Below are 24293 nucleotides of genomic sequence, written 5' to 3' on the forward strand. Positions count from 1 at the left end.
TATGCATTACTCTTTGTCAAAATCTTCAATATTTAGTGTGGGTGTTTAATGGAACCGATGGTGGTCATGGCTGCAAGAGCAGCTCAATTAGTTGGTCAAGAGCTTTTAAAGGCACATCAAAATCGTCATAAATTAGACCTACAGGTTGAAGAAAAAGGCATTGAGGGCCCAGTTACTCGTGTTGATCGTTATATCGAGCAATTAACCATTGATACGCTTCGCAAAAGCTATAAAAATCACAGCTTTTTAGGCGAAGAGTTTGGTTTACAAGAGGGTAAAGGTCACGATGCTGATTGGTGTTGGGTGATTGACCCACTTGACGGCACGTTAAACTTTATTCAAGGTTTACCACACTTTTGTATTTCGATTGCTGTTCAACACAAAGGTGTGACACAGCATGGTGTGATTTATGACCCTGTTCGTGATGAATTATTCTCTGCAAGTCGTGGCCGTGGTGCGGTATTAAACCAACGCCGTATTCGTGTGAATGTCAAAGAAAGCTTAGAAAACACATTTATTTCTGTAGGTCATGCTTACCGTGCTAAGCGTGGTGAAGAAGTTGTATCTTATGCAAAACAGCATTTTGATGCGATGTTAGCGATTACAGAAGCAGGTGCACAATTCCGCCGTGGTGGTTCAGCTGCACTTGACTTAGCATATGTTGCGGCTGGTCGTTTTGATGGTTTCTTTGAACTGGGTTTAAAGCCATGGGATATTGCTGCAGGCGAACTTATTGTAAAAGAAGCAGGTGGTATTGTTGTTGATGCACGTGGTGGCTCAGATTCAATGCAAAATGGCCAAGTGATTGCAACGTCAATGAAAATGTTGAAGCCATTGATGCAAGCTGTAACGCCATCTTGGAAAGATGCTGTAAAATAATTGTTATTAGTGATTCAATAAAAGGGCAATTAAAGATTGCCCTTTTTATATTTATTTAAAAAAACAAAAAAATAACGTGACATTTAAAAAAACATTGCTATAATTCGCCCACGCACTTCATTTCCGTTCATTACCTGAACATTTCTCTTCTTATTATTGTGTATGCGCGTCGGTCCATAGAGGACGAACTCTCGCGCCCCAATCGCTGAAAGCGATTCTTCAGGTTGCTATCGTATCAAGCGTGCGTACTATCCACATCGTCGTATCTCGGATCGCCGCTGAATCTTATAATTATTCAGCTGATGTTACTGGCCGCTGTTGCCGATGTTTATTTTTCATTATTAAATGGAGCACCCACTTTGGGTGAGACTCTCTATGAGCAAAACTTTTGCCGATTTTTCATTACACGAATCTCTTAAACAAGCATTAGAGGCGCTAAATTTTACAAGCCCAACGCCTGTACAAGAGCAGGCGATTCCAGCCGCTATCGCTGGTAAAGACTTACTTGTATCTAGCCAAACTGGTTCAGGTAAAACAGCAGCATTTTTATTGCCAACATTAAACCAACTTGCATCAAGCGACGTACTTGTATCATTCAAAGACCGCATGCGTGCAGTCACTCAACCCAATATTTTAGTGCTTTGCCCAACACGTGAACTTGCACAGCAAGTGAGCCAAGATGCAATTGCATTTGTTCGCCACATGAAAGGTGTTCGTATTGCCGCTGTTATGGGTGGTATGCCTTTTGGTAAGCAAATTCAACAGCTTAAAGGTGCACAAGTTGTTGTTGCAACACCTGGTCGTCTATTAGATTTAGTTAACCGTCGTCAAATCAAACTTGACCAAGTAGATGCGTTAATTGTCGATGAAGCTGACCGTATGCTAGATTTAGGTTTCTCTGAAGACCTAGAGGCAATCAGTGATTTTGCAAGCAACCGTAAGCAAACATTAATGTTCTCTGCAACATTTGCAGGCCGTATCATCAATCTTGCTGAACGCATGATGAACGACCCACAGCGTATTGCGATTGAAACTGGTCACTCAACCAACACAGATGTAACGCAAACATTACATTGGACTGATGGTTTTGAGCACAAGAAAAAATTGCTTTCTCATTGGTTAAGCGATGAAAGCTTAGATCAAGCTGTTGTATTTGCAAGCACACAAGAAGACACAGATATGTTGGCTGAAGAGCTAGCAGAAGCGGGTCACTCTGTTGTTGCTTTACACGGTGCAATGCCACAAACCGTACGTAACCGTCGTTTACGCAGTATTCGTGAAGGTCGTGCACGTATTTTAGTTGCAACTGATGTTGCTGCACGTGGTCTAGACGTTCCGACAATTTCTCACGTGATTAACTTTGGTTTACCAATGAAAAACGAAGACTATGTACACCGTGTAGGTCGTACAGGTCGTGCTGGCCGTACAGGTCAAGCAGTGACATTGGCAACGTATCGTGAGCGTGGCAAGATTCGTGCTTTAGAAGACTACTTAGAAACAAACCTAAAAGTATCTGAAATTGAAGGTCTAGAGCCATCTCCACCTCCTGCTCGTTCACGTCGTGACGGTGGCAATGGTCGTGGTAATGGCGGTGGTAAACGTGATGGCCGTCGCGGTGGTGGTTTTGGTGGTGGTCGTCGCTTTGAAGGCGAAAACAAATTTAAACGTGATGGTGACCGCCCACGTCGTGAATTTAATTCAGACCGTCCAAGCCGTGATGCGGGTTCAGATCGCCCACGTCGTGAATTTAACTCAGACCGTCCGAACCGTGATTTTGGTTCAGATCGCCCACGTCGTGAATTTAACTCAGACCGTCCGAACCGTGATTTTGGTTCAGATCGTCCAAAGCGTGAGTTCAACTCAGATCGCCCACGTCGTGAATTTAATTCAGACCGTCCGAACCGTGATTTTGGCTCAGATCGTCCAAAGCGTGAGTTCAACTCAGATCGTCCACGTCGTGAATTTAATTCAGACCGTCCGAACCGTGAATTTGGTTCAGATCGTCCACGTCGTGAGTTTAACTCAGACCGTCCAAACCGTGATGCGGGTCGTTTTAATGATAAGCCTCGTTTTGGTGCTTCAGATGACAACCGTGGCAACCGTACAGATTACAGAAAATCAAGCAAGCCAGCTGGTGAGCGTCGTTTTGATGACCGCCCACGTCGTAAATTCAACGACTAATTTGCTTTAGATGTAAAAAAGCCAGTATTTATACTGGCTTTTTTTATGTGCTTTTAAAAGATTTGATCATTCTACAATTTTTAAGCTTGGTCTCTTTTTAACTTCAGCAACTGGCTCTTCTGCTTGTTTTTCTTCAGGTTTAGGGGCTTGCACACCATCATATTCGGTTGGATCAAAAAATAAGCCTTGTCCATTTTCTTTGGCATAAATACCAATCAATGCTGCAAATGGCACATAAATATGCTTCGACACGCCACCAAATCTTGCAGAAAAGGTAATGGCATCATTGCTCATATTAAGTTGGTGTACGGCATGAGGGGCTGTATTGAGAACAATTTGTCCATCTTTAACAAATTGTAAGGGTACATCTGTATTGGGTTGTGTTGCATCCACCAATAAATAAGGTGTGAGTTGGTTATCACAAATCCACTCATAAATGCCACGTGCAAGATACGGGCGTGTAGGCGTGAGTTGTATTTCTTGGTCAGACATGGGTTTACTCTAGCGTTTTACAATATGTTTACTATACCTATTTTTTTCTTGTGTTGTCATGGCTTTGACAAAGCCTGTACGATTAAATATTTTTTGTTGGTATAAAAGAATCGCTCGACACTGTGCAGGTGGTAGTTGAATTCCCATCTCTTCTAAGCGCAGTAACATTGGAGCAATCATACAATCTAAGACTGAAAAATGATCAGACATAAAAAAAGGAAAATGTTGAAACAGTGGTGTGAGCGAGATAAGCGTATCTTTTAACTTTTTTTGTGCGAGTTGTTTCTTTTGAGGATCTAAACTATCGGCATGGCGTAGCATGTGGTCAGCCAATTGAAACCAATCTTTTTCAAAACGCCAAATATATTGCCGTTGTTCTGCACGTTGAATAGGGGTGTCTGTAAATAGCTTGTTTTGACGGTAACGATCATCTAAATATTCGGCAATAATTGCAGTATTAAACAGTTTAACGCCTTGATCGAGCAGTACAGGTAGATTTTGATATGGACTGAGTGAGATGAAGTCTTCATCATCATAGTCTGTTAAAATCAGTTGATGTTTTATCTCTTTTTCAGCAAGCATAAAACGTACCCAGTGTGATCTAAAATCATCTGAGTGACTCAGTAGAGTCATACTTTGATTGTCTGAAATGTCGAGTGTCATGAAAATACTGCAAGTTTACGTCAATCATTTAGCATACTAAAAATATGTTTTAAAAGCACGGGTTAAGCCGTTTCTTTTCTTGCATACAATCATGTACGATTTAGGTTATTCAAGTTGAATTTTAAGCAAATGATTATCTTGGTATGTTGAGATCATATACCCATCATAGCATCCTGATAATAAATTCTATGCCAAATTTAGCACAATATAGTTGTAGTTTATGTGTATGCTTTTTATGTTCATTGAGCTTTGCACAAGATACGCGGTCAGTGGTTGAACCCAAACAACCTAAAATATGCCAAACATTATTTGCAAATAATGATGACAGTACGCAAAGTATTCAGACTGCACTGATGAATTGTGCGAAAGGTCAAGCTGTAGCACTTAAAAAAACAGCCACTCAAACTGTATTTTTAACAGGACCTTTGCATGTGCCAACAGGTGTAAGTCTAGAAATTGATTCAGGTGTGGTATTACATGCAATGAATCGAAGTGCAGTTTTTGATCGAGGAAATCACAGTTGTGGCACTTTGGGAGGAGATGGGAATGGTTGTTTACCCATAATTACCTTTGACCATGTTTCTGGCAGTGGAATTTATGGCCCAGGAGAAATAGATGGCCAAGGCGACCAACAATTACAAGACCAGCCATGGAGTTGGTGGCAATTGGCAAGACAAGCACAGCATCTACACGAGAAATATAGTTCACCCCGTTTAATTCAAATCAACCATAGCCATGATTTGACTTTTTATCAGTTAAATATTCAAAATGCACCACACTTTGGGTTGGTTTTTGCACAAAGTAATGGTTTAACAGTATGGGGATTACATTTAGATAACCCAAGTGATGCTCGAAATACAGATGCTATAGATATTAACTCATCGGAAAATGTCACCATTACACACAGTTATATTTCTACAGGCGATGACCATATTGCGATTAAAGCCAATATACATACAGGCCCATCACATCATATCTCTATTATTGATAATGATTTTGGTGCAGGGCATGGTTTATCTATTGGCAGTGAAACGCAAGCAGGTGTTTATGCGGTAGATGTTGATGGGTTGTCTATTCATAATGCGGAAAATGGGTTGAGAATTAAAAGTGACCGTTCGGCAGCAGGTGAGGTTTCTCAAGTGGTGTATAAAAATGTGACATTAGCAAATGTAAAACATGCCTTAGTCCAAGATACTGTGTATGAAAATAAAGCGGGGGATACGAAGGCCAATTGGCATGATATTCAGTACCAAAACATTCAAATTTTAGGTAAATCACAGCTGGTTTTTAATGGTTTAAATGCAGTGCAACCTTTAGAAATTCATTTACAAGATGTGCATGGCTTAGAGGATGTAGATTGGTTAGTACAACGTGCAAATGTAAAAAAATAATCATGCACGGATAAAAAAACCTCGGAAAATCCGAGGTTTTTTGTCCAGTATCTTTAACCGAATTAACGCTTAGAGAACTGAGGACGCTTACGTGCTTTACGTAAACCAAGTTTCTTACGTTCAACTTCACGAGCATCACGAGTAACGAAACCAGCTTGACGAAGTGAAGATTTCAACGTTTCGTCAGATGCAATCAATGCACGAGTAATACCGTGACGGATAGCACCAGCTTGACCACCAATACCACCACCTTTTACAGTGATGTAAAGGTCGTATTTAGTTACAACGTCAAGTAACTCTAATGGTTGACGAACAACCATACGTGCAGTTTCACGACCGAAGTATTGCTCTAAAGAGCGGTTGTTAATTTTGATGTTTCCTGTACCAGCAGACAAGAAAACACGTGCAGTTGCGGTCTTACGGCGACCTGTACCATAATTAGTAGCCATGTGCAGTATCCCTTAGACGTCTAAAACTTGTGGCTGTTGAGCAGTATGAGGGTGCTCGCTACCAGCATACACTTTCATTTTCTTGATCATAGCATAACCAAGAGGGCCTTTTGGCAACATGCCTTTTACAGCGCGTTGGAAGATTTCTTCAGGTTTATGTGCAACTAACTTTTCAAAGTTAGTTTCTTTTAAACCGCCTGGGAATTCAGTGTGGCGATAGTATTTTTTGTTCAAAGACTTCTTACCAGTCACTTGAACTTGCTCTGCATTGATCACAACGATGTAATCGCCAGTGTCAACGTGAGGTGTGAAAGATGTTTTGTGCTTACCACGTAAACGGCGAGCGATTTCAGTCGCTAAACGACCAAGAGTTTTGCCAGAAGCATCAACAACGAACCAGTCGTGTTGAACCTCAGCTGGCTTTGCGCTGAGAGTTTTCATCTACTACATTACCTATTATAGTTGGTTTGAACATGAGAGTGCTCAAACAATAAAAAAGTTGGACATCTATGAAAAAATCATTTGAGGCCACAACATCAATATAAAATTGAGGGCACATTCTAGCTTAATCACTAGACAATGAAAAGTAATTTAGCTGTATTTTTTAGTTTGATTTAGCAAAATGCAACAGTCTAGCAGTCCAGTTGGCGTATAATTGTCAAACTTAGTATTGATGACTGAAAACTTACGGGAAGATCTATGAAACCACTTTATGTGACCAGTGGCGAACCTGCGGGTATTGGGCCAGATATTTGTTTGTCTTTGGCAAGTCAGGTATATGAGCGTCCTGTGGTGGTTTTAGCAGATTTAGATTTAATGCAAGCCCGTGCTCAGCAGTTAGGGTTGCGTGTTGAATGTATTATTTATACAGGTCAATCTGTGCCTGCACCGCTGAATCAACTGTATATTGAACCTGTGGTATTAAATGATCATGTGCAAGCAGGTGAGCTAAATATAAAGAATGCAAGCTATGTCATAGAACAACTCAAACGTTCTGCTGAGTATGCTTTATCTGGAAAAAGTGTAGGTGTTGCGACAGCACCTGTGCAAAAGTCGGTGATCAATGATGCAGGTATTGCATTTAGTGGCCATACAGAGTTTTATCAGGAGATGGCGGGCGTGCCACAAGTGGTGATGATGTTGGCCACAACCTCACTGAGAGTGGCATTGGTCACGACGCATTTACCTTTAAAAGCAGTGGCAGAAAATATTACCCCACAGCGTTTAACCCAAGTGATTGATATTTTGATTGCTGATTTAAAAGAAAAATTTAAAATTACTCAGCCTAAAATATTGGTCTGTGGTTTAAACCCACATGCAGGTGAGGGGGGATATTTAGGCCATGAAGAGATTGATACCATTAACCCTGTGTTGATGGGGTATCGTGAGTGTGGTGAACAGATCAGTTTGGCATTGCCTGCAGATACGTTGTTTAGACCAGATTATTTAAAAGATGCCGATGCCGTGTTGGCAATGTATCATGATCAAGGGTTACCTGTGTTAAAATCACAAGGATTTGGTGAAGCGGTCAATATTACCTTAGGTTTGCCGTTTATTCGCACTTCTGTTGACCATGGTACGGCACTGAGTCTAGCAGGTACAGGTCAAGCCAAAGCTTCTAGTTTACATGTGGCTGTAATGTTGGCATTACAGTTGGCACATGCTAAATAATTTGTTGGAATTTATATATGTATCAGATTAATGCCTTGAACCCAAAAGAAGAAGGGCATCAGGCAAGAAAACGCTTTGGGCAAAACTTTTTACACGATCAGCGTGTGATTGCAAAAATTGTACGTGCAGTACACCCAAGAGATGGTGAAAATATTGTTGAAATTGGCCCAGGTTTAGCCGCTTTAACTTCGCCACTGATTGGTGAGTGTGATGCACTCACAGTTGTTGAGTTAGACCGAGATTTAGCCGCAGGCTTACCGGGGCGGGTACCTCATCCTGAGCGTTTAACGATTATTGAAGCTGATGCATTAAAGTATGATTTTTCAACGCTATTTCAGCCTGAAAAGCCATTGCGTATTGTGGGTAACTTGCCATATAACATTTCAACACCACTACTTTTTCACCTTTTAACCTTTGGTGGCAACATTAAAGACATGCACTTCATGTTGCAAAAAGAGGTGGTTGACCGTATTACTGCTGAGCCAAATACCAAAGAATATGGTCGTTTGTCGGTCATGATTCAGTATTACAGCAAAGCAAGTTTTTTATTTGAAGTCCCACCGGGTTCATTTAATCCACCGCCTAAAGTGACCAGTGCAGTTTTTCGTCTTGTGCCATACGAAACTAAGCCATTGGTGGCTAAAAATGAAAAAGCTTTGGCGCGTTTGGTGGCACATGTATTTACGCAACGCCGTAAGACTTTACGTAATAGTTTAAAAGGTATGCTGTCTGAAAATGCCTTTGAAGCTACAGGCATTAACCCTATGGCACGACCTGAAACGTTGACATTGGCAGAATTTGTGGCGCTTTCAGATCAAATGCTTGCGGCTTAATATCATGAAAAAGTCGAATTATGTGATCGGTGATGTACAAGGGTGTTATCAAGCATTGTTATTATTGCTTGATGAGATTGCATTTGATCCATCACAAGACTTTTTGTGGTTTACAGGTGACTTGGTTGCACGTGGTGAAGACTCGTTGTCTGCACTGCGTTTGATTAAAACATTGGTCATGCAAGGCTGTGCAGCAACAGTATTGGGTAATCATGATTTAACCCTTTTAGCCTGTGCTAGGGGTTTAAAGAAAATCAATAAAAAAGACCGTATTGATGATGTCTTGCGTGCAGATGATGCATTAGAGTTAATGGATTGGTTACGTCAGCAACCGTTATTTTTACGTTTAAATGAAAATACTGTGATGACCCATGCAGGTATTCCTCATATTTGGTCAATCACACAGGCGCAGGCCTATGCGCATGAGGTAGAAGTCATTTTGCAAGATCAAGATTGGCATAAAGTCGATCTTTTTTTAGCCCAAATGTATGGGAAAAAGCCAAATCTTTGGTCAGATGACTTAATGAGTGAAGATCGTTTTCGGGTGATTGTGAATTATCTGACCCGTATGCGTTTAATTGCTCACGATGGTACGCTTGAGTTTAGTTTTAAAGAAAGCTTATCTGATCCTATGCCAGATGGGTTTATGCCGTGGTTTGAACATCATAGCACAGGCCAAGACCGACAGCAGATATTCTTTGGGCATTGGGCTGCATTAGAAGGGCAGACTCATCAGGCGTTAGTACATAATGTCGATGGTGGTTGTGTGTGGGGAAATCGTTTAATTGCACATCGTTTAGAAGATGGGCTGGTTTTTTCAGTCCCTAACCCAGTTACTCATATTTAGCCATGAATTAAAGAGAAGGCAAGTGGTAGCCAAATGGCTGTGAATACGCCGTTTACTGCCATGCCAAAAGCGGCGTAACGCCCTGCAACAGGACTGCGTTGCCATGCTTGCACTGTACCAATGGCATGTGCAGCTAGACCTAAAGCTAAACCAACAGCACGTTCATCATGTACATTTCTGAGTATGACTGATGCAAAGCCACCGCCAATTAAACCTGATAAAATCACAATCAAACTGACCATAGACACAGGCGAGCCAATTAAAGCTGCAATGTTAAGTGCAATTGGAGTGGTCACAGCACGTGTGGCAAAGGCTAAAATTGTTGGTTCAGATAAGTGAAATAAATAGGCTAAAATCATGGGTAAGCTGACAGCACTTAAGCTGGCAAAACTTAAAATGCCAACCAGAGGTTTTAGTGCTAAGTCATCATAACGCATGGTGGCTAAAGGAATGGCCAGTGCCACAGTGGCATAACCAAGTAGGTGGTTAAAGATATTTTGTGTACTCGTAGCATAGATCTCGTAAGGTACACGCAATACATATAAAAATACGACGACCAAACACATACTGGTGACAATCACAGGAATGCGAGGCAGATAAATACTGATGCCCTTTGCGACAAGATATGCAATTAGAGTGATCGCAAAACTGTAAATAATCACGAGTGTTCCTTTAGATTTTTATAAAAAGCGTTTTGAAATGTGCGCATACACCCATAGCGGTACAAGTGTACTTACAAATAAGATGAGTAGAAATACGGGCGTTTGTTTTCCCATATGCATAAGGGTGATTAAAGCCCCTGCACAGATGGGTAAAAATGCAAAAGCACTTTCTTTCATGATTTTATTGTTGGTATCGACCACACGCAGAGGCGATTGTTTAAACTTTCGCCATAGTGCCATACAGATAAGTAAGCTGATTAAACCCAGTAAGTTACCTAATTCGGGATGATGAAGTTGCGTCATAATCCACACAGCAACTTCACGAAACAGCACAATCAGTAGTATGTTGACAATCCATGCGGGCCAATCAATGGTACTTCGTTTTTGCATTGATGATTTGCTCTAGAAAAATGATGCTAAGACATTTCTTTTTCAAATGCTTCGAGTGGTCTTTCAAATTGTTGTGCTTGCTCACCTAAAATATCTTCGAGTGGTAAATGCAGTTTTTTGATGATTTCTTCAAGTTTCTGCGGTGCAATGACAATATTTAAAATGAGGTTGCCGAAGTCATCGTAATGTTCATTTTGTATGACATTTAAGTCATATAATTGTGTTTTGAGCTTACCATATTGCGGTTGAATTGTCAGTTCAAACTGCTGTCTATGACCAAGTAAAGACTCTTGTACCGCTTGCTTGAGTAGGTCTAAGCCTTGTCCACTATGTGCAGACACATAAACACGTTCAGGTAAGTGCGGTTTGGCATAAATGATTTTGGCCTCTTCTGCACTTTGGTCAATTTTGTTGTAGATCCGCAAGGTTTGAATGTCTGCTCCAATTTCTTTAAGCACTTTTTCTACAGCATCAATTTGCTCCATCATTTCAGGGCTACTGCTGTCAATCACATGTAGTAGCAAGGTCGCTTCAAGGGTTTCTTCAAGCGTGGCTTTGAAAGATTCGACCAATGCATGCGGTAAATCACGTACGAAACCTACGGTATCTGCAAGTACTAAAGCCCCAATACCATCCCATGTTAAACGCCGTAAAGTTGGGTCAAGGGTGGCAAACAGTTGATCTGCTGCGTAGACATCACTTTGCGCTAAAATATTAAATAGGGTCGATTTTCCTGCGTTGGTGTAGCCGACAATAGATACGGTTGGAATGGCTGCTTTTTGACGGGCAGCACGGCCTTGCACACGGGTTTGACGGACTTTGTCGAGTTTGTCTTTGAGTTGCCCCATACGTACACGTAGTAAACGACGGTCAGTTTCGAGTTGTGATTCACCCGGGCCACGTAAGCCAATACCACCTTTTTGTCGTTCTAAGTGCGTCCAACCTCGGACAAGACGTGTGGATAGATGTTCGAGCTGTGCAAGTTCAACTTGTAGTTTACCTTCATGGGTTCTAGCACGTTGGGCAAAGATATCTAGAATAAGACCCGTACGGTCAATGACGCGGCATTTAAAGACTTTTTCAAGGTTTCGTTCTTGTGCAGGTGACAGAGCATGGTCAAAAATGACCAGTTCTGCTTCAAGAGATTGTACGCGTTCTGCAATCTCTTCAGCTTTACCTGAACCAATAAACAGTTTCGGGTCTGGCTTTTGTCGCTGGGCCGTAATTTGTTCTAAAATGTCTGCACCTGCAGATTGTGCGAGCAGTTGAAACTCTTCTGCGTCAAGGTCTTGTAATATTTGTACGCTAACATGAACGAGTATGGCTCGTTCGCCGCCTTCATGCCGATCAAAATATTCCACGGATTGAGTTACCTACCTAAATTAAACTGTACACAAGTTAAAAAGTGTAGCATTAGGTGGTAAACAATACACTTATAAAATTGTTGAAAATATTTTGCAAACCAGCAAAAATGAACCAACATACAATATAGAACAACCCGCAATAATTTTTAACTGATACATGGCATTGTCTGGCTTCATTTTTTCGGCGGTATGATTTACAGTATTCATAACTTTTGCTCCTATCTTTAATAAACTTATTTTATTGAAATTGAACAATTAAATAAAATTGGAAAATATAATAGTTTTATTCGATTGTTTGAATGATAGGTCAATAACACTCAAAAAAGCCCTTTGTTGATAATGTGTCCCAATTATGATGAATAAAATACAAAATGTACTCGATTCGGGAAAGCGAAATGTGGCTCGTGCTTTTCTTTATGGAAAAAAAGCTGGTCATGGCGTGACTGTTATGGGGGAAGGATTTTTTGTTGTCTATAAAAATCAACTGTATAAATCACCCAACAACCCTGAAAATACCAAGTATATTCAGTGGTTTTGCCGAAAAATGTGCGATGTTTTTAATCTGAGTGTGCAAGTACATGGCCAAGTTGACCGTAAAGCAACGGCATTATGGGCAAGTAACCATGTGTCTTGGTTAGATATTTTGGTATTGGGTTCAAGCGCACGGGTGTTTTTTTTAGCCAAAGCTGAAATTGGTACATGGCCAATTGTGGGACAACTGGCTAAAAGTGGTGGTACATTGTTTATTAAACGTGGTTCAGGTGACTCGAATAAAGTACGTGAACAAATCACCACATTTTTAAAACAAGATATTCCTGTCCTGTTTTTCCCTGAAGCAACGACTTCCGACGGTACCAAAATTCAACGTATTCATGGACGTATTTTAGGTGCAGCCTTAGCGGCTGAAAAACCTGTGCAAGTGGCTTTGATCTGTTATGTCAATCAAGAAGGGCAGTTAGATCAAATCGCACCGTATTATGGTGATGTCACGATGGCGGAGCATTTGCAAAAAGTATTAGAGATGCAAAAAGTGACTGCCCATGTGATGTTTATGCCTGCAATTTCTGTACAAGGTCATAATTTAGAAAGTTTAACTGCTGCTGTAGATGCGACAATGCGTCAGGGCCTAAACACATTACATGAGCAAGTATTACATTAAGCCCTCTATCGGAAGCCAAGAAATCATTTTTAAGCCCCCTTTTTGCCACCACTGCATACTTGGTTCACTCAAGTAGTTGATTTGGCCTTGAGGGGTATCTGTGATCCATGTGATTTTTTGGTCTGGTGTTAATGTGAGTTTGTAGCTGTAGCTATTAATGTCTTTAGATAGCGTTTGGTGAATTTCTTGTGCCAATGGCTGACTATAAAGTAACACGCCAATTTCAGCATTGAGTTTTGCTGATCTTGGGTCTAAGTTAAACGAACCAATAAAGACTTGTTTATCTACTGCCATCATTTTGGCATGTAGGCTCGATCTACTTAAGGTTTTTAAACTGATTTTAGTATCACGAGAAACATTTTTGGTATACGCTTTGAGGGCTTTATCACTTAAAGTAGGTAAAAATTCATATAGTTGTACGCCATTTTTGAGTAAGTCCGTTCTATATTTTTGGTAAAAGGCATGCACTAGCCAAACGTCATTGGCTTTAAATGAGTTGGTGAGTACTCTTACTTTCACGCCTTGCTGTGCCATGTTGCTTAGTAGATTCACGCCTGTTTTTTCTGGCACAAAATAAGCAGAGACAATATCTAAATTTTCTTTGGGTTTTTCTAAATAGTTTGCCAATTGGCTTTCTAAGTAGTCTTGGGGTTTGGCTTGGTCATGTATTTTTCTGGGGTTGTCGTAAACGACTTTTGCTTTAACCCAATCTAAATCTAGTTCATGGTATAGCCATTGGTCAAAGGCGTGGGAATGGTTTGCGAGGTCTAAGTAGTTTTGTACCCCTACTTTTTCATAATGTGCGGTGAGCTGTTTTTTTAGGCTGTCATAGCGTAGTAAATGTTGGTTAGGGTTTACAATTTGCTGTACAGGGTAGGCATAAGAGTCATTCCAGTATTCATCAAATGAATGACTAATATCATTGACTGCTTGTCCAACCAAAACCACATCTAAGTCTGAAAATTGGTAGTTATCACTGGTGTAATAGTATTGATTACTCATATTTCGCCCACCAATCAAAGCGATACTCTGGTCAACTACAAAACTTTTGTTATGCATACGGCGATTGACACGCTTTAAGTCAAGCACAATATCGAGTGCACGTAAGTTTCTAAATTTATATGGGTTATATAGTTTGACTTCAATATTGGCATGTTGGCTTAATGCCAAGAAAATACCTTCCATTTCTTTGGCATTGTTGTCGTCAATCAGAAGCCTGACTTTAACACCACGGTCTGCCGCTTGAATAATTTCATAGAGTGCTAAAGCCCCAATTTTGTCGTTGTCCCAAATATAGTATTGCAAGTCGAGCGTTTTTTGTGCTTTGTTAATCAGGTTTAACCGTGCTGCAATTGCTTCTAAAGGATCAAATAAAAGATGGTATCCTGTAAGGCCAGCATGACTTTGTTTGAGTGGGGTAACAAGTTGTGAAAGTTGGGTTTGAGAGGTATCAAAATCGGTACTATAGACTGCTTTTGATACTCTAGCAGGTGGTAATGTGCTACATGCACTAAGACTCATTAAAAGACCAAGGGTGTATATGCTTCGTACGGCAGTTTTTTGAAGTGTCGATAAAGTCGGTCTATACGTCATATTGTTAAAGTAAACCTATGGTGGGTCATGTATATGTCTAGCGTAAACTTAATTTACCCTGATCTGAGGTAAAGTGTGTTGGATTCTAGTTTGTTTTTTCAAATATTTTATATCATTTTTGCTGTGTTGGTGATTTGGGCTGTTGCCATGTCATGGTATAGCCAGTCTAAAACGCTAACAACACAACCGATAAAGTCATTTATACATTTACTGGTATGGTATTTGAGTTATCTGTTATTTCCTTTATTTTTCATGTTGTTGTTGGTATGGAGTCGTGGTGCATTGTCATGGTGGGGGGCGGGCATTGGTTTAATACTGACACTGTGGCTCGGGTATGCTCGGTTTATAGAGCCCCGAACTTTAGTGGTGAAGTACACAGATTATGATTTAACAGATCAAAAAAATACGACACCTTTAAAAATTGCACTGATTGCAGATTTGCATGTTGGCCTGTTTTCAGGGGCAAAAAAACAAATTCAAATGATTGTTGAACGGATTCAAACCGAGAAACCAGACATTGTCGTGGTTGCAGGTGATTGGACATATGAGCCAACCCATCATTTGGCAGATCATTTAGTCGCTTTCCAACAGCTAGATATGCCTGTGTACTCTGTGAATGGGAATCATGATGAAACCTATCCAGGCCCGCCTATTTTGGCCTTACTTAAGTCTGCATTATCTGAGCACAATATTATAGACATTGAGCAACAAGTGATTGAGTTTGATCATTTCAGGTTGGTTGGTGTAGGTGACCTCTGGGCGGGTAAAGCAGACATGCAGTTTATTGCACAGTTACCACAAGACAAACCCTATATTATTGTGTCACATAACCCAGATACGGTAGATATGGTCCCGAAACTTGCATATAAAGCACTGATGTTGTCGGGTCATACCCACGGTGGTCAAGTTGAAATTCCGTGGTTTACCAATAACATGATGAAAAATAAATCTCGTTTAGGGCATAAGCGTGGTTTATATCAACATGAGCATGCAGATGTGTATGTGACGGTTGGTACAGGTATGGTTGGTGTACCTTTTCGTTTTCGTGTACCGCCAACCATTGACATCATATGCGTATCTTAAAAAAAACGCCCTTTTAAATCATTAAAAGAGCGACCTATAGGTTTACTGACTGGAGGGACTCAGTAAACCAAACGTAGATTAGGTTTTGCACTATGCCAGCATTGCTTGATGGCATATTTAGATACTAGCAGATGAAATTGATGATGCATCTTTTTGCAATATTTTGTTGCACTAAATTCTCATTTAGTGGGCTTCATCCCAGTTTCGTCCATGGCCAACATCTACATCTAGCGGTACAAGTAATGGGTGTACAGATGACATGATGCGAGAAATTTCAGGAATCAGCATATCGGCTGCATCACTATTCGCTTCAAAAATTAATTCATCATGGACTTGTAGCAGAAGTTTAATCTGATCTTTGGGCAGTTGTTTTTCAACTTCAATCATGGCCAGTTTAATCAGGTCAGCGGCACTGCCTTGTAGCGGTGCATTAATCGCTGCACGTTCTGCCCCTTTTCTAATCATTACGTTGCGTGCATTAATATCTGGTGTGTACAAACGTCGCCCAAGTACAGTTTCTACAAAACCTTGTTCAAGTGCCAACTGTCTGGTTTTTTGCATGTACTCGTAAATGCCTGGGTAGCGATGAAAATACTGTTTAATATAATCTCTAGACTCTTCACGGGTAAAACCAAGTTGGCGGGTCAATCCAAACTCAGACATACCATAAAGTAGACCGAAGTTGACGGCTTTGGCCTGACGGCGCTGGTTTGATGTCACATCATCTAGTGCAATGCCGAGTACTTCTGCTGCAGTACGCTTATGAATATCTTGCCCTTGGTGAAACGCATCAATGAGTGCTTCATCTTGTGAAAAATGTGCCATGAGGCGCAATTCAATTTGAGAGTAATCGGCAGCAATTATCGTTTTTCCGACAGGTGCGACAAAGGCTTTGCGAATCTGACGGCCAATGTCACTGCGAATAGGAATATTTTGTAAGTTCGGATCAGAAGATGACAAACGCCCTGTCGTGGTTACTGCCTGATGATAGCTGGTATGTACACGTAAAGTGTCATTATGTGCTTGCTCTACCAAACGATCTGTATAGGTACTTTTGAGTTTTGACAGGCTACGGTGTTCTAAAATAATTTCAGCAATTGGATGCTCAATTTTTTCAAGGACACTTTCACTGGTGCTATATTGCCCTGAAGCTGTCTTTTTACCTCCTTTAATGGTGAGTTTATCAAATAAGACCTCACCAACTTGTTTAGGCGATGCCACATTAAAGCTTTCGCCTGCAATTTCTATAGCGCGCTCTTCAAGTGAATGAATGGTTTTAGAAAACTCAGTACTTAATTTTTCTAAAAATACAGGGTCAAGCTGTACACCACGTTCTTCCATTTGCGTTAACACGGCAGCCACAGGCATTTCGACTTGATGTAAAATTTGACTTAACTCAGCTGATGCCTGTAATTTTTCATGCAACACTTCATATAGACGATAAGTTACGTGTGCATCTTCGGCCGCATAGTGAGCCGCGGTTTCGAGTTCAATTTGATTGAAAGTTTTTTGCTTTGCGCCTTTTCCTGCAATTTGCTCAAATGTCGTACTTAAATGGCTGAGGTATAAACGAGCAACATCATCCATGCCATGACGTGTGGCTGTTGAGTTGAGTACATAAGATGCCAGCATAGTATCAAAGTACCAACCTTGTAGTGTAATCCCATGATTGGCAAAAATATGAGCATCATATTTGAGGTGGTGACCAATCTTCTTCACCTGTTTATTTTCAATGATGGGTTTAATTTGTGCCAAGACCATGTCTCGGTCAAGTTGTTGCGGTGCGCCTTCATAGTCATGGGTAAACGGCACGTAGTAGGCATCTTTTGCATCAAATGCAATTGAAAAACCAACCATTTCTGCTAAACGGTAATCTAAAGATGTAGTTTCAGTATCAATAGCAAATTGTTTGGCCGTTTGCATGCGTGCAAATAGCTTTTCCCAGTCTTCTGTGGTGAGTACCGTATGATAGATTGCCTTGCCTAGTAGATCATCTTGACTACTTTGCGTTGCTTGGTCGAGGCCTGTGTTTTGTTCTTGGTTCACAGCAACATTTTGCTGTTGTTGATAACTTTTCGTATTCGGATTATTGGGATGATCTAAGGACTGAAGCTGATTACGAAATTCAAGTTCAGTATATAGCTTACGTAATTCATTGTTATTTTGTGGTTGTAACTTTAAATCGTCCCACTCAATAGCTAAGTCTAAATCGCAAACAATACTGGCCAACTGATGGTCGAGTGCAATACCATCGGCATATTCAACCAAGTTTTTACCCACACGGCTTTTAATTTTATCTACATTTTCTAAAATGCCACCAATAGTGCCATATTCAGTGAGTAGTTTAGCCGCTGTTTTTTGTCCTACACCGGGTACACCCATAATGCCGTCAGATGCATCGCCCATGAGGGTTAAGTAATCTATAATTTGGTGAGGCCATACGCCAAACTTTTCGAAAACGCCGTCCACATCGAGTACACGCTCTTTGAAACTATCTTCAAGTTTGACATTTTCATTGACCAGCTGTGCCATGTCTTTATCGCCTGTAGAAATCAAAACCTGTTGATTTTCACGTTCGGCCTGTTTAGTGAGTGTACCAATAATATCATCTGCTTCTGCACCTGGAAGGCTGTACAGTGGAATGCCTAATGCACGAATGATGGCATGCAAGTAGGGAATTTGCTCTGCCAGTTCTTCTGGCATACTTGGACGATTGCCTTTATAAATAGGCGAGAGCGTATGACGAAAAGTTGGCTCGGGCGTGTCAAAAATCACGGCCATGTGGGTGGGTTGGGTACGACGCATGAGTTTTTGGATGGCAGAAATTGCCCCACGAATGGCATTGGTATGTAACCCTGTAGATGTGGTGAGTGGAGGAAGTGCATGATATGCCCGAAACAAAAAATAAGACCCATCAACTAAAACAAATGGTGACATAGCAAAACTTCCTCAATAAAATCTGAGGCTATTTTACGTTAAAAAACTGTTCAGAGGCAGGCTTAGTACACAGATTGACGTAATAAAGCCAATACTCAATTCTTATTTTACGTTCATGTCGGCTAAAGGTTCTTGCACAAAACCAATTTTAGGTACAGGAATTTCAATATTATGCTCAATGAAGTTATTACGAATTCGTTCTAAAATTTCATCTTTCACTTGCCCATAGTGACTTTGGTGGCACCACACAAAAAAAGTCAGTTGTATAAAAGATTCTGCAAATTCTGTCACGGCCATGTGAGGTTTTGGATCATCTAAAATTAATGGGTGGTGAAATGCAGTAGAAATAAGAACTTTACGTACTTTGCTTAAATCTTCTTGGAATGAAATAGGAATGGATAGTGGAATACGCCGAATGGGGTATTTAGACATATTATAAACAGGTATTCGAATCAGTTGTTCATTCGGTACACGAATATAAGTATTGTCTAAGGTTAGTAACTTTACAGACAACAAGTCAATGGATATGACTTCACCCTCAATAATTTGACCACGAAGCAAAGACATTTGAACCATATCACCGACTTCAAAAGAACCCTCACCAATTAAAAATAGACCACTAATAATGTTGGTAACAGATGTCTGTGAGGCAAAACCTAAAGCAACGGTTAAAATACCTGCAGCACCAAGGAAAATACTGACTTTAAAGCCCGCTTCTTTCAATGCAGCAATAATAAAAAAGACAAAAATGACATAAAAAATACCGCGTCGCCAAACCATGCGTTGATGTGCGTTAAAACGTAAACCAACGGTACGAATAAACATATTCGACACCAGTCGGGCACTGATAAAGCCAATTGCACACAGTAAAACAGCAATAAATAACTCACTGACGCGGTCTAAGCTAAATGAGGTAAATAAAGCCTTAATACTAGAGATAAGATCTTGTGGAATTTGTGTTTTATCCATTATTTTGCCTAGAAAAATGAGTCAAACATGTTAAATAAAACACCTCCAGGTGATCTGGGTGCATGCATATACATGACTTCACCTGCATGAGGAGGGGTACGGTTTTCTATTTTAATACGAGGAAGCCTTTCTGAAGAATCATGTACAACTTTAATATGTGATGTCCACAAACGGTTGGTGCTTTCACTATAAAATAAAGGTAATGCGACAATAGGGACATTCATTCGATCAAAACGCAGTTGTTCATGACTGGTATTCTGAAAAATAACGGGTGTCACTGCTCTAAATAAATTATGTCTTAATTTTTCTAAATCTGTACGCCCATTAACCTCTGTTGCATAACACAATTCACCTTTGCGTGTGTCTGGCCCAAACCATGTTTCTTTAGGTTGTATAATTGGCATGTCAAATAAAGGCTCTTCTTGCCCTTCAGCAAAACCAACAATCCAAAGAGGTGTCGTAACGTAGAGTAACCCTTTTTGCCCCGCAGGTACATAAATGGGTTCAACAGGGTGTATGATCACAGAGTGATCTGCAAGCTTAGGCATTAGTTGTAATTGAGGCTGTGTTTTTCTAAACATATAGCGTTCAATATGCACAGGCTCAGGTAAAGTAAATGCTGGGTCTAAAATTTCATGCCAACCCATTTCATCATCATGTTGAACAAATGGTCGATGATATTCCATACGCCATTCTTGAGCGTGGCGAGTAATACGCAAAATGAGAGAGCCGAATTGCCACGTTCTAGGTATATCTATGTCAAAGAGATATTCCCCCCACCAAAAAGACCCTTCAGAAGCTTGATTGTCTTGTGTAGAATCAATGCTCACAGCAACCCCATTTAAATTTATCTATCTGTAGCATATATGAAAAATAAGTAGTGTATACAGTGCTTAAAATGAAAAGTAATATTATTTATAAACGACGATGTTGCATCAGTGGCATATTATAGCGAATAGATTGCTGTGCTGTGAGGTCAATTTCAGCATGAGCCACATGGTTACCCGCAGTTGTTACTTCACATAACAGTTTGCCATAGGCGTTGACAATACCCGCATGCCCCCATGTTTCACGTTTTTCGCCGTGTAAGCCTTGCTGTGCTGCACCAAGAACCGCACATTGTGTGTCAATGGCACGTGCTTTTAGCAATATTTGCCAATGTGCTTGACCTGTTAAAAAAGTAAAGGCGGCCGGTGCTGTGAGAAAATCTGCATTTTGCTTGCGTAAAGCCAAAGCCAGTTCAGGAAAACGTAAATCGTAACAGACCATTAAACCCAGATGACCAAATGGTGTCCTAGCTACGACAATTTCGTCACCTGCTTCAAACTGGGCAGATTCTTGGTAGCCACCAATTGCATCGTTTACGATGACATCAAATAAATGAATTTTATCGTAACGTGCAACGGTTCCCTCAGGTGAAATACATAAACTTGTTGTACGTACTTTACCATCAGGCACAATATCGCCATTTGGACGAAACGGGCAGGGAATTGTACCTGCCACAATCCAGATTTGAGATGTATGTGATAACTGTTCTAAATAAGATTGAATATACTCAAACTGAGCCGCCGTTTCTCTTTGTTGACCTGGTGCAAAACACGCAAAGTTTTCCGGTAAAACCAATAGCTGAGAGCCTTGAGCCTGGCAAGCCAGCACTAAATCTTTAACGTGAGATAAATTATCTTCAATCACATTTTGAGATGTCATTTGTGCAACAGAAAGGAGTGCCATACTCAAAATCCTATAAAGTTTTAATGGCTACATTTTAATGCATCTTGTTCTTTTTCTAATTGTTTGACTAAAGGCTCAAATACATTTTTATTACTACTGTTCAGTTGGCATAAGGTCTTATGTGCATCTAATACAGTCGTGAGCATAGATTTTTGTGTTAAATCATTATCTGGTAAAACTTTAGTACAGACATTGGTTTCTTCATTACAGGTTAAAATTGCAAATACCTGCCCAAGTCCCATGCTATTTGCCAAAGTGGTAATATCTGGGTTAGTCGAAAGCATCACACTTTGTATCGCATGCTTTTGTTTTAACTTAATACCTAGCTTTGCTAAAATACCAAGCACAGTACTATCAATAAAAGTGGTTTGTGTGAGATCTACAACAGCACTCACAATATTTGTAGATTGTTGCTCAATCTTACCCAATAGTTTGTCGAGGCTTATACAAGACTGTGCACGTACTTCTCCAATAATTTTGAAAAAGTGAGTACCATTTAAGCTCGCATATTCAACATGACCTGTTGACATATATATGCCATTTCTTGAGAAGGATTAGGTAATTATCCCACAGCCTATACAGATACTCAAGAGGGGGATATATTAAAGTCAGATGCTATATGTTAAGTTTTTGATATATAATTATTTTTCTCGAATAATCGTCAACATTGCCATATCATCAACAACGTGATCTGGTGCAACAAAATCACCATATTCGAGCTGTTTGACCAATTGTTTGAACTGTTCATTTAACCCACCGTCAAATGCCTCTAATATGCCATCAGAGCAAACAATAAAACGAGAATTTTTAGCTAATACACATTCAAACTCTTCAATATCTAACTCTTCTGTTAAGCCTAAGGCAAAGCTACTTGTGTTTAAAACGGTGGGTTGATTTGTGCCATTAAATAAAATCGCAGGTGGATAATGTCCTGCACTAGACCAACGGAGTGTATGTGTTTCGAAGTTTAAAATACCAGAGATCATGGTGATGTGTTTTTCAATGTCTTCTTGAATTAACATGGCATTTAGCTTTTTAATTAATTCTCTTGGTCGCTTAGAGCTGCCATGAAAAGCAGCCATCCAAGATGTGAGTAAGCTACTTGCAACGCCGTGTCCAGAGACATCGGCTAAATAAAAAATCACTTCCTTGTCGCTAATTTTCCAATAATCATACCAATCACCAGATAAATAAGCTGAAGGTTTGAAGAAGGTATTAATTGTATAGTTGGGAATATCTATGGCATCGGGTAAGAGCTTTTTTTGTAAAATAGCAGCAGTTGGCAGGTCTCGACTATCTTGATTTCTTTTATACTGAGCATTAATTTTGCTCAGTTGTTCTAAGGGGTGTTGAGGGATTTTATGCCAAATCCATCCAGCCAATGCTCCCATTTGCCAAGCTTCTGCCAAAGCGGAGCCTTCATGCTCAAAGGCAAGCACAACAGTTGGGCTTTGCCATTTATATTTTAAAAAATCATGTACATCAGCAATTCTCACAATATTGGGATCACACTGTGACAGATCTTCAATGGAAATAATCGCAATATTAGGTAACGCCTTTAAAACAAAATCAAGGTGAGACACTGTGCGAGAAGGCTGAATAAAGTACATAAATAGTAATGACACCTAATTAATAAGCAAAATAACGATATTTACCTAAAAACTAAGGTGAATTTGTATCATCGACAAAAGACACACCTTCATCAGGATTACCTTGTTTTTCGGCAATCACAAATTTATTACGTTGCAAATACGCATCGCGTAATGCAGCGTACTTATCACCTTGTAGTGTGCCATCTACATCTAGAAAAGAGCTTCTTAAATCAATGGCACCCAATGCGGTATCTGTCCAATATAAACCATCGTGATCTTCAAAAATATACTTTTGAGGGCGAGCTTGTCGATCAACAACCCAGCCTAAACTATCACGTAAAGTACTTGGCCCTAAAAAAGGTAGCATGATATAAGGCCCAGATGGCACATGGTAATAGCCTAAAGTGGTGCCTAGGCCTTCATCTTCATAAGATAAGCTTAAACGCTGTGCGGGATCTGCCAGTCCTAAAGTTGTTAAAGTATTTAAAGTAAAACGACCAAGTGTTTTTAATGCCTTTAAAGGTTTCCATTGAATGATCTGATTCGTCGCATTCCAAGGCTCACCTAAATTGTTACGAAAAGAGCGGTAAGAGCCACGAACCTCTGAAGGGACTTTTTCTTTATATTGCACAGCAATTGGACGTAATATATGACTATCTAGGGCATTATTAAATACATAAATCTTTCGGTTTAAAGGTTGAAAAGGGTCTTTGACGTGATCTGGCTGTGATGCACTGGCATCTACTGCCAAAGTTCTTCCCAAGTGCTTCAGTTGCATTTGTGCCGATTCAGTCAGACTTAGTTGATCCATAGCCAAGTTTTTCGGATTACTTTTATTACTGGTATTTAAAGTACTTTCTGCATGGCTAGCACATGACAAAAATAATGATAATGTGAGCAAAGATATTTTAATTTTTTTATCAGATCGATTATACATGCCATTAAGTCCAAAATAACACAAAGAATAGTCTCTAGTTTATAACATGCATCTGTAAATGGGGCAAAAACATCATAAATCTTTATAAAATGCTTTATTCTTCCACTTTTGTTTAAAAAATATTCGCTTGATAATTAAAATCGCATAAAATTATTATAGGGGGTTGCAAAGGGATTAGTTTCGTCTATAATGCGTATCCATCGGCGGTGCTGTTGGAAGAAACTTCTTAATAAACAATATCTTAGTTAATTAGTTTAGGGTTTAGGTCTTAGATTGATTGGTTAAGGGAGTTTAGTTAGGGAGTAGAAAAAACTTTTAAAAAGCATTTGACAAACTTTGGAAACGGAGTAGAATGGCCGACCTAGCTTACTGATGACGAATCAGTTAGACGATCATTAATAGAATTGAAGAACAACTTGTGTGGATTTTTACTAAGTTTAATCACTGATATGAAATAAAATATCATTGAG

At 40.0% G+C, this 24293-nt stretch carries 24 protein-coding genes; 8 read left to right on the top strand and 16 right to left on the bottom strand.

All coding sequences use genetic code 11. The features are described from left to right. The first annotated feature begins 48 nt into the window (after positions 1 to 48). On the top strand, positions 49 to 879 hold the full coding sequence (locus I2F31_RS12730) for an inositol monophosphatase family protein (protein ID WP_195769994.1): 831 nt from the start codon (positions 49 to 51) through the stop codon (positions 877 to 879). Positions 880 to 1254: 375 nt separating this feature from the next. Further along, on the top strand, positions 1255 to 3060 hold the full coding sequence (locus I2F31_RS12735; protein WP_195773978.1) for a DEAD/DEAH box helicase: 1806 nt from the start codon (positions 1255 to 1257) through the stop codon (positions 3058 to 3060). A gap of 66 nt (positions 3061 to 3126) precedes the next feature. On the opposite strand, the gene I2F31_RS12740 is transcribed toward I2F31_RS12735, so the two are convergent. Together I2F31_RS12740 and I2F31_RS12745 are read right to left on the bottom strand one after the other, a co-directional pair. Next, complete coding sequence (locus I2F31_RS12740) at positions 3127 to 3552, bottom strand: ClpXP protease specificity-enhancing factor (RefSeq protein WP_195769996.1); 426 nt, start codon at positions 3550 to 3552, stop codon at positions 3127 to 3129. A 9-nt stretch (positions 3553 to 3561) separates the two neighbouring features. Continuing rightward, the gene (locus I2F31_RS12745) at positions 3562 to 4215 is read right to left on the bottom strand and encodes a glutathione S-transferase N-terminal domain-containing protein (RefSeq protein WP_195769997.1); all 654 of its coding nucleotides are present in this window, start codon (positions 4213 to 4215) and stop codon (positions 3562 to 3564) included. Positions 4216 to 4403: 188 nt separating this feature from the next. Between I2F31_RS12745 and I2F31_RS12750 the strand changes: the two genes are divergently transcribed. Beyond that, positions 4404 to 5606: a glycoside hydrolase family 28 protein gene (locus I2F31_RS12750; protein WP_195769998.1), complete on the top strand. Its 1203-nt coding sequence runs from the start codon at positions 4404 to 4406 to the stop codon at positions 5604 to 5606. A gap of 62 nt (positions 5607 to 5668) precedes the next feature. Here I2F31_RS12750 and rpsI read toward each other — a convergent pair whose 3' ends face one another. Then, positions 5669 to 6055 carry a 30S ribosomal protein S9 gene (gene rpsI / locus I2F31_RS12755; protein ID WP_195769999.1) on the bottom strand — a complete coding sequence of 129 codons (387 nt, stop codon included), beginning with the start codon at positions 6053 to 6055 and terminating at the stop codon, positions 5669 to 5671. 12 nt (positions 6056 to 6067) lie between these two features. Further along, the gene (gene rplM, locus I2F31_RS12760; RefSeq protein ID WP_195770000.1) at positions 6068 to 6496 is read right to left on the bottom strand and encodes a 50S ribosomal protein L13; all 429 of its coding nucleotides are present in this window, start codon (positions 6494 to 6496) and stop codon (positions 6068 to 6070) included. 258 nt (positions 6497 to 6754) lie between these two features. On the opposite strand from rplM, the gene pdxA reads away from it, so the two are divergent. From pdxA to I2F31_RS12775, 3 genes are read left to right on the top strand one after another with little or no spacing between them, the layout of a single operon-like run. After that, positions 6755 to 7726, top strand: a complete 972-nt coding sequence (pdxA, locus tag I2F31_RS12765) for a 4-hydroxythreonine-4-phosphate dehydrogenase PdxA (protein ID WP_195773979.1) — start codon at positions 6755 to 6757, stop codon at positions 7724 to 7726. Positions 7727 to 7743: 17 nt separating this feature from the next. Further along, positions 7744 to 8559, top strand: coding sequence for a 16S rRNA (adenine(1518)-N(6)/adenine(1519)-N(6))-dimethyltransferase RsmA (rsmA, locus tag I2F31_RS12770; protein ID WP_195770002.1), 816 nt, complete (start codon positions 7744 to 7746; stop codon positions 8557 to 8559). A gap of 1 nt (position 8560) precedes the next feature. Then, a complete protein-coding gene (locus I2F31_RS12775) occupies positions 8561 to 9406 on the top strand; it encodes a symmetrical bis(5'-nucleosyl)-tetraphosphatase (RefSeq protein WP_323127589.1) in 846 nt (281 codons plus the stop codon). On the opposite strand, the gene I2F31_RS12780 is transcribed toward I2F31_RS12775, so the two are convergent. From I2F31_RS12780 to I2F31_RS12795, 4 genes are all read right to left on the bottom strand, one after another. Next, positions 9403 to 10068 carry an LrgB family protein gene (locus I2F31_RS12780; RefSeq protein ID WP_195770004.1) on the bottom strand — a complete coding sequence of 222 codons (666 nt, stop codon included), beginning with the start codon at positions 10066 to 10068 and terminating at the stop codon, positions 9403 to 9405. The two genes, I2F31_RS12775 and I2F31_RS12780, sit on opposite strands and share 4 nt — an antisense overlap. Before the next feature lie 18 nt (positions 10069 to 10086). Continuing rightward, positions 10087 to 10458: a hypothetical protein gene (locus I2F31_RS12785; protein WP_195770005.1), complete on the bottom strand. Its 372-nt coding sequence runs from the start codon at positions 10456 to 10458 to the stop codon at positions 10087 to 10089. Between the two features lie 26 nt (positions 10459 to 10484). Continuing rightward, the gene (gene hflX / locus I2F31_RS12790) at positions 10485 to 11819 is read right to left on the bottom strand and encodes a ribosome rescue GTPase HflX (protein ID WP_195770006.1); all 1335 of its coding nucleotides are present in this window, start codon (positions 11817 to 11819) and stop codon (positions 10485 to 10487) included. A 72-nt stretch (positions 11820 to 11891) separates the two neighbouring features. Then, the gene (locus tag I2F31_RS12795; protein ID WP_195770007.1) at positions 11892 to 12029 is read right to left on the bottom strand and encodes a hypothetical protein; all 138 of its coding nucleotides are present in this window, start codon (positions 12027 to 12029) and stop codon (positions 11892 to 11894) included. 145 nt (positions 12030 to 12174) lie between these two features. Between I2F31_RS12795 and I2F31_RS12800 the strand changes: the two genes are divergently transcribed. Next, the gene (locus I2F31_RS12800) at positions 12175 to 12981 is read left to right on the top strand and encodes a lysophospholipid acyltransferase family protein (protein WP_407647894.1); all 807 of its coding nucleotides are present in this window, start codon (positions 12175 to 12177) and stop codon (positions 12979 to 12981) included. Here I2F31_RS12800 and I2F31_RS12805 read toward each other — a convergent pair. After that, positions 12973 to 14502, bottom strand: a complete 1530-nt coding sequence (locus I2F31_RS12805; RefSeq protein WP_228285163.1) for a phospholipase D-like domain-containing protein — start codon at positions 14500 to 14502, stop codon at positions 12973 to 12975. The two genes, I2F31_RS12800 and I2F31_RS12805, sit on opposite strands and share 9 nt — an antisense overlap. Positions 14503 to 14649: 147 nt before the next feature. Between I2F31_RS12805 and I2F31_RS12810 the strand changes: the two genes are divergently transcribed. After that, a complete protein-coding gene (locus I2F31_RS12810; protein WP_323127588.1) occupies positions 14650 to 15657 on the top strand; it encodes a metallophosphoesterase in 1008 nt (335 codons plus the stop codon). 183 nt (positions 15658 to 15840) lie between these two features. Here the strand turns inward: I2F31_RS12810 and polA are convergent, their stop codons facing one another. From polA to I2F31_RS12845, 7 genes are all read right to left on the bottom strand, one after another. After that, positions 15841 to 18594, bottom strand: coding sequence for a DNA polymerase I (gene polA, locus I2F31_RS12815; RefSeq protein WP_195773980.1), 2754 nt, complete (start codon positions 18592 to 18594; stop codon positions 15841 to 15843). A 102-nt stretch (positions 18595 to 18696) separates the two neighbouring features. Next, positions 18697 to 19563 (bottom strand): mechanosensitive ion channel family protein, encoded by an 867-nt coding sequence (locus I2F31_RS12820; protein WP_195770010.1) that lies wholly within the window; start codon positions 19561 to 19563, stop codon positions 18697 to 18699. Between the two features lie 8 nt (positions 19564 to 19571). Beyond that, a complete protein-coding gene (locus I2F31_RS12825) occupies positions 19572 to 20393 on the bottom strand; it encodes a hypothetical protein (RefSeq protein WP_195773981.1) in 822 nt (273 codons plus the stop codon). Positions 20394 to 20478: 85 nt separating this feature from the next. After that, positions 20479 to 21294, bottom strand: coding sequence for a carbon-nitrogen hydrolase family protein (locus I2F31_RS12830; protein WP_195773982.1), 816 nt, complete (start codon positions 21292 to 21294; stop codon positions 20479 to 20481). Between the two features lie 20 nt (positions 21295 to 21314). Beyond that, positions 21315 to 21824 (bottom strand): anti-anti-sigma factor GigB, encoded by a 510-nt coding sequence (gigB, locus tag I2F31_RS12835; protein WP_195770013.1) that lies wholly within the window; start codon positions 21822 to 21824, stop codon positions 21315 to 21317. Positions 21825 to 21935: 111 nt separating this feature from the next. Then, positions 21936 to 22904 carry a PP2C family protein-serine/threonine phosphatase gene (locus I2F31_RS12840; protein WP_195770014.1) on the bottom strand — a complete coding sequence of 323 codons (969 nt, stop codon included), beginning with the start codon at positions 22902 to 22904 and terminating at the stop codon, positions 21936 to 21938. 52 nt (positions 22905 to 22956) lie between these two features. Further along, entirely contained in the window at positions 22957 to 23823 is an 867-nt protein-coding gene (locus I2F31_RS12845) for an MlaA family lipoprotein (RefSeq protein WP_195773983.1), read from the bottom strand. Between the last annotated feature and the right edge of the window lie 470 nt (positions 23824 to 24293).

The organism is Acinetobacter rathckeae (assembly GCF_015627125.1).
Taxonomy (GTDB): domain Bacteria; phylum Pseudomonadota; class Gammaproteobacteria; order Pseudomonadales; family Moraxellaceae; genus Acinetobacter; species Acinetobacter rathckeae.